We start from the raw sequence: 10,879 nt of genomic DNA, 5'->3' as shown, positions 1-10,879 counted from the left end.
GGCGCCCCCTGGCGCTCAGGCTGCTGGCCCGGCCCGAGACGGGTGTCTTCCTCGGTGCCGCCGCCGTCTTCGTGTTCTTCCTGATCGCCGCGCCCTCGCTGCGCCAGGGCGACTCGATGGCCACGGTCCTCTACCAGTGCTCGACCATCGGCATCATGGCCCTCCCGGTCGCGCTCCTCATGATCGGCGGGGAGTTCGACCTGTCCTCGGGCGTCGCGGTGATCACCTCCGCGCTCACCGCGAGCATGATCAGCTACCAGCTGACCGTGAACGTGTGGACCGGCGTGTTCCTCTCCCTCGTCCTCTCCCTCGCCATCGGCGCCTTCAACGGCTGGATGGTGGTCAGGACCAAGCTGCCCAGCTTCCTCGTCACCCTCGGCACCTTCCTGATCCTCCAGGGCGTCAACCTGGCGGTGACCAAGCTGGTCACCGGGAACGTCGCGACCGACGACGTCAGCGACATGGACGGCTTCGAGCAGGCCAAGGCGGTCTTCGCGTCCTCCGTCGACCTCGGCGGGGTCGAGGTGAAGATCACCGTCTTCTACTGGCTGGCCTTCGCCGCGCTGGCCACCTGGGTCCTGCTGCGCACCAGGTACGGCAACTGGATCTTCGCCGTCGGCGGCAGCCAGGAGAGCGCCCGCGCGGTGGGCGTACGGGTCGACTTCACCAAGATCACGCTGTTCATGCTGGTGGGCTTCGGCGCCTGGTTCACCGGCATGCACAACCTGTTCTCCTTCAACACCGTGCAGTCCGGCGAGGGCGTCGGCCAGGAGCTGATCTACATCGCGGCGGCGGTCATCGGCGGCTGTCTGCTCACCGGCGGCTCCGGCTCCGCGATCGGGCCCGTCTTCGGCGCGTTCATGTTCGGCATGGTCAACCAGGGCATCGTCTTCGCGGGCTGGAACCCCGACTGGTTCAAGGCCTTCCTCGGCGTGATGCTGCTCGGCGCCGTCCTGATCAACCTGTGGGTACAGCGCACGGCGACGCGGAGGTGAACACGATGACCGACCAAGACACCGCCCCACTGGTGGAGTTGCGCGATGCGGGCAAGTCGCACGGCAATGTACGCGCCCTGCACGGGGTGGACCTGACGGTCGGGGCGGGCCGGGTCGCCTGTGTCCTCGGCGACAACGGCGCGGGCAAGTCCACCCTCATCAAAATCATTTCGGGGCTGCACCGGCACACCGAGGGCCAATTCCTCGTGGACGGCGAGCCGGTGAGCTTCGACAGCCCGCGCGACGCCCTCGCCAAGGGCATCGCCGCCGTCTACCAGGACCTCGCCACCGTCCCCCTCATGCCGGTCTGGCGGAACTTCTTCCTCGGCTCCGAACTCACCAAGGGGCCCTGGCCGTTGCGCCGCCTGGACATCGCCCGCATGAAGGAGACCGCCGACCGCGAACTGCGCGCCATGGGCATCGCCCTGGACGACCTGGAACAGCCCATCGGCACCCTCTCCGGCGGCCAGCGCCAGTGCGTGGCCATCGCCCGCGCGGTCCACTTCGGCGCGCGGGTTCTCATCCTGGACGAGCCGACCGCCGCGCTCGGCGTCAAACAGTCCGGCGTGGTGCTGAAGTACATCGCCGCCGCCCGCGAACGGGGCCTCGGCGTCATCTTCATCACCCACAATCCGCACCACGCCTATATGGTCGGCGACCACTTCAGCGTGCTGCGCCTCGGCACGCTCGAACTGAGCGCGGCGCGGGGGGACATCACACTGGAGGACCTGACGAACCACATGGCGGGCGGTGCGGAACTCGCTGCGCTGCGGCATGAGTTGGCGCAGGTGCGGGGGGTGGATGTGGAGGGGCTGCCTGTGGGGGACGGGGCGGATCCCTCGTCGGCCGGTTCATCGAAGCCGTCCGCGTCCTCGTAGGCGGGCGCCTGATCGTATGACGTCCGGGTGGCCCCGCGTGGGGACTCGCCCGGGCGTCGTCGCGTTCTCCGGAAACCGGCGCACGCGGCCGGACGAGGCCGGGAACTGCCGGGCACGGGTGGGCGTTATGACCGTTGACAGCGTTGTGACCGAGGACAGGGGACGCCCGTGAGGGCGGCAGACGGGAGGACGGCATGACGCACCGCACCACACGGCTCCGGCGCACACCCCATGACACCGCTTCGGCGGACGCGGAGCGCCACGACCGCTTCGGCACGCTGCCCGAGCGGATACGCCCCGAGGACACGGTCGAGACCAGCCCCGCGACCAGGCCGGATTCGGCGCGCGACCGTTACCACGCCGACGAGTGGCTGGTGCGCTACTGCGGCTGAGCCGCCTCGACCCGCACGGCACCGTGCGCGATCAGGCTCTCCGCGCAGTCCAGCACGGCCTGCGCGGCGGGCCGGGGCTGCCAGCCCAGCAGTCGGTGGGCCTTCTCGGTGGAGTGCCGGTTGCGGCGGCCGAGGGCGGGCGTGATCTCGCGCAGCGTGGGGTCCCCGAACCGTGCCGCGAGCCGTACGGCGAAGTCGGGCAGCCTCCGCGTCGGCACCCGTCCTGCCCAGGGGCTGCCCAGCCCGTCCCGCAGTACGCGCGCCATGTCCGCCATCCACAGGAACTCGCCGGTGGCGAGGAAGCGCTGGCCCGCGGCGGCCGGTGCGGTCATGGCCCGCAGATGGACGTCCACCAGGTCGCGTACGTCCACGATCTCCAGCCCGATCCGGGGCATGCCGGGCATCTTCCCGGAGAGCATCCGGGCGATGATGCCGACGGAACCCTGGGCGTCCGGCGTGAGGACGGGACCGAAGACGGCGCCGGGCAGGACGGTGGTCAGCTCGGTCGGGCCGTCGTGGGTGGCCATGAAGTCCCAGGCAGCCCGCTCGGCCAGGGTCTTGGCGCGCCGGTAGGGGATGAGGGAGGGATCGTCGGGGTCGGTCCACAGTGTCTCGTCGGTGACGCCGTCGGTGGCGTACGAGGAGGGGCTCGCGGCGTTCGCGGCGGAGGTCATCACCACGCGGGCGACCCCGGCCCGGGTCGCGGCGCGCAACACCCGCAGCGTGCCGTCGCGGGCCGGGGTGACGAGGTCCCCCGACTCCGTGGTGCCCAGCGGCGAGGCCACGTGCAGGACGCGGTCGACACCGAGCATCGCCTCGTCCCAGCCCGCGTCGGCGGTGAGATCGGCGACGGCGAAGCTCAGCCGGTCGGTGTCGCCGGGGCCGACCTCGGGCGCGACCGCGTCGATGACGGCCTGTTCGCGGCCGGGGGTACGGATCGTGGCGCGTACGGAGTGGCCGCGGCGGAGCAGTTCGGTGACGCACCAGCCGGCGATGTAGCCGGTGCCGCCGGTGACCAGGACGAGTTCGGGCATGACTGTCCTCACGGAGGAAAGGGGTGTGCGGGAAGGGGGGGTGTGCCAGAATGACAGAAAACGGAGGGCCCTCCGGCTCTGCCTCTCAACGTACCGGAGGCCCCTCCGCTTAGCAATCCGAGACCGGACGGAAACCTCATCCGTGAACGCGCAGCCCGCCAAGCCCACCCGGAAAGACGCCCGCGACAACCGCGCGCGGATCCTCGCCGTCGCCCGTGAGGAGATCGCCGCGTCGAGCACCGCCTCCCTCACGGCCATCGCCAGGAAGGCGGGCGTCGGCATCGGCACGCTCTACCGGCACTTCCCCACCCGGGAAGCGATGATCATGGAGCTGTACCGCAACGACCTCCAGCACCTCATCGACCTCGCGCCCCAACTCCGCGACACCCACACCCCGTTGACCGCCCTGCGCCTGTGGTTCGCGGAGGTCGCACGCTACGGCCGCCTCAAGTTCGGCGTGGCCGAGGTCATCCACGCGGCGACGGGCGCGGGCCGCGAGGACGAGTTCTACGACCCCTTCCTCGGGGCGATCGGTGTACTCCTGGACGCGGGCGCGGCGGACGGCTCCCTCAAGGCCGGGGTCGATCCGGAGGATGTGCTGCTCCAGCTGAGCGTCCTGTGGCGGATCGACCCGGCCCGGGACGGGGAGGCGCGGGCGGAGCGGATTCTGGGGCTGATCGTGGATGGGCTGCGGGCGTGAGGGCGGGGTTGGGTGCCGGGGGAGTCCGGCTGGGGTGAGGGCGGCGCCGGAGGGGCCGGACCGGCGCCGTGATGGTGGCACGGTAATGGTCGGGGCCATACGGAACTCGGTCGGGTCGTAAGGACCTTCGTCAGGCCGTACGGACCTCCGCGAGCGTCACCGGCCGGTGCCCGCGCAGCGAGAGCGTGCACGCCTCGGCGATCCAGCCCGCCTCCAGCGCGTCCTCGACCGTGCAGGGGGAGGGGCGGGTGCCCGCCACGACCTCGGTGAAGGCGGTGAGTTCGGCGCGGTAGGCGTCGGCGAAGCGGTCCATGAAGAAGCCGTGCGGAGTGCCCTCGGGGAAGGTGACGCCCGGCTCGGCCGAACGGATCGGCAGCTTGTCGTCCAGGCCGACCGCGAGGGAGTCCGCGAAGCCGTGCAACTCCATGCGTACGTCGTAACCCCGGGCGTTGTGGCGGGAGTTGGACACAGTGACGAGTGTGCCGTCGTCCAGGGTGAGAACCGCGCCCGTGGTGTCGGCGTCACCCGCCTCGCGGATGTAGTCGGCACCCCGGTTGCCGCCGACCGCGTAGACCTCGGCGACCTCGCGGCCGGTCACCCAGCGCAGGATGTCGAAGTCGTGCACGGAACAGTCCCGGAAGATGCCGCCGGAACCGGCGATGTACGCGGCGGGCGGCGGCGCCGGGTCCAGACCCACGCACCGGACCGTGTGCAACGCGCCCAACTCGCCCGCGCGCACGGCGGCCCGGGCGGCGGCGTACCCCGCGTCGAACCGGCGCTGGTAGCCGATCTGCACCGGCACCCCGCTGTCCCGCACGTCCCGCAACACCCCGACGCCCTCCGCCATGGTGCGGGCGACCGGCTTCTCGCAGAAGACCGGCACACCCGCCGCCAGTCCGGCCCGGATCAGCTCGGGGTGTACATCCGTGGCCGCCGCGATCACCAGCCCGTCCACCCCGGCGGCGAGCAGCGCCTCCGGCGAGTCCGCCACCTGCGCCCCGAACCGCTCGGCGGCCGCCTTGGCCGCGTCCGCGACCGGGTCCGCGACGACCAGCGACTCGACGGCGTCCAGTGCGGAAAGGGTCTCGGCGTGAAAGGCGCCGATGCGGCCGAGGCCGAGAATTCCGATGCGCATGTGCGGGGCTGCTCCTTGTCTGTGGGTGGTGTTATGTGGCGGCGCCACATGTGGGCGTACGACATGTGCGAGTACGAGGGACGCGTGGGCGACGAAGTGTGCGGTGCCCCTATGTGGTCGGCAGGTCGACCCACCCCCGCCGCTCGGCCGACTCCACCATGGCGTCCAGTGCGGCGGCGGCACGTACCGCGTCCGCGAGCGTCGCGCCGTACGGCTCGCCCTCCGCGACCGAGCGCAGGAATCGGTAGGCCTCGATGACCTTCAGATCGTCGTAGCCCATGGCATTGGCCGCGCCCGGCTGGAACGCGGCGAACTCACCGTCGCCCGGACCGACGTACACCGTGCTGACCGGCTGGTCCTGATAGGCCGTGCCCCGGCTGACGCGCAGCTCGTTCATCCGGCGGAAGTCCCAGAACACCGCGCCCCGGGTGCCGTGCACCTCGAAGCCGTAGTTGTTCTGCTCGCCGACCGAGACCCGGCACGCTTCCAGGACGCCGCGCGCGCCGGAGGCGAAACGCAGCAGACAGTTCACGTAGTCCTCGTTCTCCACCGGGCCCGGCTCGCCGCCTGAGGCCAGCGCGTGACCGGCGGTGGCCCCGGTCGGGCGGGCGCGCTCGGGCACGAAGACGGCCGTGTCGGCGGCGAGGGAGGCGATGTCGCCGACGAGGAAACGAGCCAGGTCGGCGCCGTGCGAGGCGAGATCCCCGAGTACCCCGCTGCCGCCCCGGGCCCGCTCGTACCGCCAGGTCAGCGCGCCGTCCGGGTGCGCCGCGTAGTCGCTGAACAGGCGGACGCGCACATGGGTGACCGCGCCCAGTTCCCCGGCGGCGATCAGGTCGCGGGCGGCCTCCACGGCGGGGGCGCAGCGGTAGTTGAAGCCGACCGCGCTCCGGACGCCTGCCTTGGCCACCGCGTTGGCCACCGCGCGAGCGTCCTCGCCGCTCAGCCCGACCGGCTTCTCGACCCACACGTGCTTGCCCGCCTCGGCCATGGCCACGCCGATCTCGCGGTGCAGGAAGTTCGGCGCGGTGATGCTGACGGCGTGTACGCGCGGGTCGGCGGCGGCCTCCCGCCAGTCACGGGTGGCGGTCGCGAACCCGTACCGCTCGGCGGCATCCTCGGCCCGCCCCGGTACCTCCTCGGCCACCGTCACCAGCTCGGGGCGCAGGGAGAGTTGCGGAAAATGGTGCCGGACCCTGCTGTACGCCTGGGTGTGCACCCGCCCCATCCAGCCGAACCCGATGACGGCGATCCCCAGCGCATCCACCATGACAGCCCCTCGTCGGACCGGCTCACTCCTGTCGCGGCCACCTTTGTACGGACATGGCTGACGCGTCAACCGTTCGGTGCGGGCCATTCCCGATCTTGTTGCCGGAGGAGCCGGAGGAGCCGGAGGAGCCGGAGAGGCCGGAGGAGCCGAGAGACTGCGGCGGCCGCAGCGGCGCGTGGTGCCGCCCGACTGCCCGCCAGGGTGGCGGCCACCGCACCCGCGGGTGATCGTGAGAGACATGGCTGACAGCACCGTGGAGGCGGCACCCGGCGTACCGCACCGGCAGCACGACACACGCGAGGCCGTCCTGTTCGGCGGGGTCTACGGCGCGGTCCTCGCCAGCTCCCTCGTCGCCGCCCTCACCCAGCACGGCCACAGCTCCGCCGCCAGCCGCCGCTACGACGCCCTCTGGGTCCTCGTCACCGCCTTCGCCTCCGCCCTCGCCCACGGCTACGCCCACTACATCGCCGAACGCGGCCCCCGCCGCCGCTGGACCTCCTTCCGCGCCCTCGCCAACGAGTGGCCCCTGATCGCCGCGGTCCTCCCGACGGTGTTCATCCTGGCGGGCGCGGGCTGGGGCTGGTGGCCCCCCACCGAGGTCGAGGAACCGGCGTTCCTCCTCAACATCGCCATCCTCTTCACCCTGGGCGTGATCACGGCCCGCGGCTCACGCCGCCACTGGCCCGCCGCCCTCCTCCTCGGCCTCGGCGACGCCCTGCTGGGCGTGATCGTGGTGGTGGCGAACGCGCTCATCAAGTAGGGACCGCCCTTCCCCCTAGCCGCGCGCCACATGCCCCGCGACCACACATGCCCCACCCCACACAGCCCCGCCCCACATAGCCCCCGCCACCAGCATCCCCGCCGGTACGGTAGGGTTTGACCTGCGAGATCACGCGGACCCACTCCGCCTGTGACCGCACCGGGACGTGGCGCAGCTTGGTAGCGCACTTGACTGGGGGTCAAGGGGTCGCAGGTTCAAATCCTGTCGTCCCGACTCGAGAGAGTCGCAGGTGAGGGCCGGTTTTGGAGCAATCCGAGACCGGCCTTTCGCCATTCCTGGGGGCCGGTGGGAGACCAGCGATCCTGACTCAGGTCAGCGATTCCTCGGTATCCGCGTCACCCGCGCCGAGGAGTTGCCCGACGCGGTGAAGCGGGCGTTCGCGGAACCCGGGCCCCGTCTGCTGGACGTGCTCACCAGCCTCGACGAGATCGCCGTACCCGGCAAGGCGACGGCCTAGTAGTGCTGGGGGTTCGCTGTCGCCAAGGTTCGGGAGAAGTTGTCGAGTTCGCGAGGCTGAACGGCGCGGCAGTCGGGCGAGCGGGCAACGGGCGAGCGGCCGACGGGCGGCTCGTGCACCCGCGCGGCCGCTGCTCCCGCTTTGGCCGATAACGGCCGTCGGCTGGAAACATGTCGACATAAGGTCACGGGTAACTGTCCCTGTCGGCCGACATATTCGCGCACTCCATGACCTCGACCCGCACTATGTGCGATGGGCCTACGACTCTGATCCGTGCCGTCTCGGACCCAGTTCCCGCCAGGAGATTCCGAAATGTCCCACGACAGCTCCGAGTTTCCCCCCGGCCCACCGCCGCCCGACCATCCCGGCCCCGCCGATACACCCCAACGTGCACCCAGTTGGTCGCAGGGAGACGGATCGTCCCGCCCGGAGCCGACAGGCAGGCGCTCCGGCCCGCACCGTACCCTGCGGCTGCTGCGCCGTGCCTACCGCTGGCAGCGGCGCGTGCCGTCCCTCACCGCGCTGGGCTACTTCGCCGGGTTCCTCGTGCTGACGGTCAAGGCGCCAGGGCTCATGACCCGTCCGGGGCCTGGCGGGCTGCCCACCGGGCTTGTGCTGGCCCTCGCGCAGATACCCGTCACCTGGCTGGCCGTCCTGCTCTACGAAGCCTCCGCGCGGTCCGTCGTCGACCCGCTGATCCACCGCGTCCGCCAGTCGCACCCGGCGCACCAGGAAGGAGGCCGGTGACGGAGTTCAGCGGTCCCGCGCAGTCCTGGTCCCTGGCCGCCTTCTGCTCCGTCGTCGCACTGACCCTGCTGCTCTGTGTGCTCACCGGCCCGGATGCGGACGACCTGGCCGAGTTCTACACCGGCTACAAGTCCCTCTCGCCCCTGCGCAACGGCCTCGCCATCGCGGGGGACTACATCTCCGCCGCCACCGTCCTCACCATCGGCGGCATCATCGCGCTGTGCGGGTACGACGGGGTGGTGCTCGCCCTCAGCGCCGTACTGTCCCTGCTCCTGCTGATGTTCCTGCTCGCCGAGCCGCTCCACAACACCGGCCGCTACACCATGGGCGACGTGCTCGGCCACCGCCATCCCGCACGGAGCGTTCGTATCGCGGCCTGCGCCGTCACCCTGCTCGCGCTCGTCCCGATGATGATCGTCCAGCTCGCCGGTGTGGGCGAACTCCTCGCCTACGTCATGGGGTTCACCGAACCGGCCATGAAGAACGGCTGCGTGGTCGGCGCCGGGATACTCATGATCAGCTACGCCGCTCTCGGCGGGATGCGGGGCACCGCGCTCGTCCAGATCTTCAAGACGGTGATGCTTCTCGCCTCCGGCCTCGTCGTCAGCGGGCTGATCCTGCACACCTTCGGCTGGAGCACCGAGACCCTGTTCCGCACCGCGGCACACAAGAGCGGAGCCGGTCCCGCCTACCTGCGCTGGGGGCTGCAGTACTCCAGCAGCCCGCACCCCGCCCTCGACATGGCGAGCACCCAGTGCGCCATCGTGCTGGGCGCCGCCTGCCTGCCCCACGTCACCATGCGCATGTACACCGCCGGAACACCGCGCCAGGTGCGCCGGGCCATGTCCTGGGCGGTCTCCTCGGTGACCCTGTTCATCCTGATGCTCGTACTGATCTGCACCGGCGCCACCGCTCTCCTCGGCCACGCCCGGATCACCGGGGCCGACCCGCACGGCACCACCGCCTATCTGCTCGGCGCCCGCGCGGCGTTCGGCAGCGGCCTCTCCCGCTCGGAGAGCCTGCTCTTCGCCACCGTCACCACCGCCGTCTTCCTCACCCTCCTCGCGTCCGTGGCGAGCATGACGCTCGCCTGCGCCAACGCCCTCGCCCACGACCTGACGGCCTCCCGCCCCACCCCGCTGCCACCGGCGCGCGAACTCACCCTCGCCCGCTCGTGCGCCCTGCTGGTCGGCATCCCCGTCATCCTGGTGGCGGCCCTCGCTCAGCACCGCAGCCTCCAGCCCCTGGCGACCCTCTCCTTCACCCTCGGCGCCTCGGCCATCGCGCCCGCGCTCCTCTACACCCTCTTCTGGCGCCGCTACACCCGCGCGGGCCTGCTCGCCACGCTCATCGTCGGCTCGCTCACGGTCCTGGCCCTGACCCCGGGCACCACCCTCGTCTCCGGATCGCCCCTGGCCGCCTTCCCCGAGGCCGACTTCGACTGGTTCCCGTACAACACCCCCGCCCTCGCCTCCATCCCCGCGGGCTTCCTCGCCGGGTGGCTCACCAGCCTGCTCTCCGGCAAGTCCACCGCCGAGCGGGAACGCAGCCGCTACGAATCCGCCGAGCATCGCCTTCTGGCGGGGCCGCCGTCACGGGACCGGACGCCGTGAGGCGGGGGTTCCCGGGTCCCCTTCCGTCCAGGGGACCCCGCGGTGCCGGGTCCGCGGAGGTTACTTCCCGCTGTTCTCGGCCAGGGTGTGGGCGACCAGGGCGTTGGCGTGACCGTGGCCGAGGCCGTGCTCGGTCTTGAGCCAGGAGACGAGCTCCATGTGCCTGGTCAGGGGCGAGGAACGGATGAGGGCCTCCCAGTCGTCGATCGGGCGGCCGTACTTCTTCTCGATCGAGGGGAAGTAGCCGGCGGGGCCCTTCACCGGTTCGGTCATGTGCGGTGTCCTGTCTCTTCGTGGTGATCTTGATGCGAGGTCGCCCAGGCTGAGCCGACTGATGGCGTTGCGGGTGAAGCCGAAGGGGTACGGCGGGACGAGCATGGACGACATCGCGAAGCGGGCCGCGGTCTCCAAGCAGACGGTCTACAAGCACTTCGCGGACAAGGAGAAGATGTTCGCCGAGGTCGTCCTGGCCACCACCGACCGGGTCGACTCCATGGTCGAGCTGGTGGCCGACATCCCGGCCGACGCCGACGCCCTGGAAGAGAACCTGACCCGGCTGGCCCGTCAGTTCCTGACCGCCCTCACCCAGCCCCAGGTGATCCAGCTACGGCGCCTGATCATCGCCACCGCGGAGACCTTCCCCGGACTCGGCGCCACCTGGTACGAGCAGGGCTTCGAACGCGTCCTCGACACCCTGGCCGCGACTTTCCAGCGCCTCGCCGACCACGGACTCCTCCACGTCACCGACGCCCGCCTGGCCGCCGACCACTTCTCCGGCCCGCTCCTGTGGATCCCCGTCAACTGGGAGGTCAGGTCCGCCGACGAGCGTGTGCTCGGCGAACTGCGTCGCCACTACCCGGATGCGACGGACCTCTGA

General features: G+C 71.2%; 12 protein-coding genes and 1 tRNA gene. 9 read left to right on the top strand and 4 right to left on the bottom strand.

Going from position 1 to position 10,879, the window contains the following annotated elements; all coding sequences use genetic code 11:
• Positions 1-8: 8 nt before the first annotated feature.
• The 3 genes from GTW40_RS12670 (at position 9) to GTW40_RS12660 (ending at position 2,265) form a co-directional block, all read left to right on the top strand.
• A complete protein-coding gene (locus GTW40_RS12670) occupies positions 9-995 on the top strand; it encodes an ABC transporter permease (protein WP_161180275.1) in 987 nt (328 codons plus the stop codon).
• A 5-nt stretch (positions 996-1,000) separates the two neighbouring features.
• Positions 1,001-1,873, top strand: coding sequence for an ATP-binding cassette domain-containing protein (locus tag GTW40_RS12665; RefSeq protein WP_202485778.1), 873 nt, complete (start codon positions 1,001-1,003; stop codon positions 1,871-1,873).
• A 194-nt stretch (positions 1,874-2,067) separates the two neighbouring features.
• Positions 2,068-2,265: a hypothetical protein gene (locus GTW40_RS12660; RefSeq protein ID WP_161180270.1), complete on the top strand. Its 198-nt coding sequence runs from the start codon at positions 2,068-2,070 to the stop codon at positions 2,263-2,265.
• Here the strand turns inward: GTW40_RS12660 and GTW40_RS12655 are convergent.
• Positions 2,253-3,299 (bottom strand): NAD-dependent epimerase/dehydratase family protein, encoded by a 1,047-nt coding sequence (locus tag GTW40_RS12655; RefSeq protein WP_161180269.1) that lies wholly within the window; start codon positions 3,297-3,299, stop codon positions 2,253-2,255. The two genes, GTW40_RS12660 and GTW40_RS12655, sit on opposite strands and share 13 nt — an antisense overlap.
• A gap of 142 nt (positions 3,300-3,441) precedes the next feature.
• Here GTW40_RS12655 and GTW40_RS12650 point away from each other — a divergent pair, with 142 nt between their 5' ends.
• Positions 3,442-3,999 (top strand): TetR/AcrR family transcriptional regulator, encoded by a 558-nt coding sequence (locus GTW40_RS12650; protein ID WP_161180268.1) that lies wholly within the window; start codon positions 3,442-3,444, stop codon positions 3,997-3,999.
• Positions 4,000-4,129: 130 nt separating this feature from the next.
• Here GTW40_RS12650 and GTW40_RS12645 read toward each other — a convergent pair whose 3' ends face one another.
• Entirely contained in the window at positions 4,130-5,134 is a 1,005-nt protein-coding gene (locus GTW40_RS12645; RefSeq protein ID WP_161180267.1) for a Gfo/Idh/MocA family oxidoreductase, read from the bottom strand.
• Positions 5,135-5,243: 109 nt separating this feature from the next.
• Positions 5,244-6,404 (bottom strand): Gfo/Idh/MocA family oxidoreductase, encoded by a 1,161-nt coding sequence (locus tag GTW40_RS12640; protein WP_161180266.1) that lies wholly within the window; start codon positions 6,402-6,404, stop codon positions 5,244-5,246.
• 238 nt (positions 6,405-6,642) lie between these two features.
• Between GTW40_RS12640 and GTW40_RS12635 the strand changes: the two genes are divergently transcribed.
• The 4 genes from GTW40_RS12635 to GTW40_RS12620 all read left to right on the top strand — a co-directional run bounded on the left by GTW40_RS12635 (position 6,643) and on the right by GTW40_RS12620 (position 10,002).
• A complete protein-coding gene (locus GTW40_RS12635) occupies positions 6,643-7,164 on the top strand; it encodes a hypothetical protein (protein ID WP_161180265.1) in 522 nt (173 codons plus the stop codon).
• A 160-nt stretch (positions 7,165-7,324) separates the two neighbouring features.
• Positions 7,325-7,398 (top strand) — tRNA-Pro (locus tag GTW40_RS12630).
• 556 nt (positions 7,399-7,954) lie between these two features.
• Positions 7,955-8,389 (top strand): DUF485 domain-containing protein, encoded by a 435-nt coding sequence (locus GTW40_RS12625; RefSeq protein ID WP_161180264.1) that lies wholly within the window; start codon positions 7,955-7,957, stop codon positions 8,387-8,389.
• Positions 8,386-10,002 (top strand): cation acetate symporter, encoded by a 1,617-nt coding sequence (locus GTW40_RS12620; RefSeq protein WP_161180263.1) that lies wholly within the window; start codon positions 8,386-8,388, stop codon positions 10,000-10,002. The genes GTW40_RS12625 and GTW40_RS12620 overlap by 4 nt, the downstream gene beginning before the upstream one ends.
• Before the next feature lie 60 nt (positions 10,003-10,062).
• On the opposite strand, the gene GTW40_RS12615 is transcribed toward GTW40_RS12620, so the two are convergent.
• Complete coding sequence (locus GTW40_RS12615) at positions 10,063-10,275, bottom strand: DUF4287 domain-containing protein (RefSeq protein ID WP_161180262.1); 213 nt, start codon at positions 10,273-10,275, stop codon at positions 10,063-10,065.
• Between the two features lie 61 nt (positions 10,276-10,336).
• Between GTW40_RS12615 and GTW40_RS12610 the strand changes: the two genes are divergently transcribed.
• Positions 10,337-10,879, top strand: coding sequence for a TetR/AcrR family transcriptional regulator (locus GTW40_RS12610; protein WP_161180261.1), 543 nt, complete (start codon positions 10,337-10,339; stop codon positions 10,877-10,879).

The organism is Streptomyces sp. SID4985 (assembly GCF_009863025.1).
Lineage (GTDB): Bacteria > Actinomycetota > Actinomycetes > Streptomycetales > Streptomycetaceae > Streptomyces.
This window is presented reverse-complemented; position numbering and strand designations above follow the sequence as displayed.

What these genes read in the sequence shown, in the direction of transcription:
- GTW40_RS12665 (WP_202485778.1), top strand. Translation starts at nt 1,001, where the DNA reads ATGACCGACCAAGACACCGCCCCACTGGTGGAGTTGCGCGATGCGGGC.
- GTW40_RS12660 (WP_161180270.1), top strand. Translation starts at nt 2,068, where the DNA reads ATGACGCACCGCACCACACGGCTCCGGCGCACACCCCATGACACCGCT.
- GTW40_RS12655 (WP_161180269.1), bottom strand. Translation starts at nt 3,299, where the DNA reads ATGCCCGAACTCGTCCTGGTCACCGGCGGCACCGGCTACATCGCCGGC.
- GTW40_RS12645 (WP_161180267.1), bottom strand. Translation starts at nt 5,134, where the DNA reads ATGCGCATCGGAATTCTCGGCCTCGGCCGCATCGGCGCCTTTCACGCC.
- GTW40_RS12640 (WP_161180266.1), bottom strand. Translation starts at nt 6,404, where the DNA reads ATGGTGGATGCGCTGGGGATCGCCGTCATCGGGTTCGGCTGGATGGGG.
- GTW40_RS12635 (WP_161180265.1), top strand. Translation starts at nt 6,643, where the DNA reads ATGGCTGACAGCACCGTGGAGGCGGCACCCGGCGTACCGCACCGGCAG.
- GTW40_RS12625 (WP_161180264.1), top strand. Translation starts at nt 7,955, where the DNA reads ATGTCCCACGACAGCTCCGAGTTTCCCCCCGGCCCACCGCCGCCCGAC.
- GTW40_RS12615 (WP_161180262.1), bottom strand. Translation starts at nt 10,275, where the DNA reads ATGACCGAACCGGTGAAGGGCCCCGCCGGCTACTTCCCCTCGATCGAG.
- GTW40_RS12610 (WP_161180261.1), top strand. Translation starts at nt 10,337, where the DNA reads ATGGCGTTGCGGGTGAAGCCGAAGGGGTACGGCGGGACGAGCATGGAC.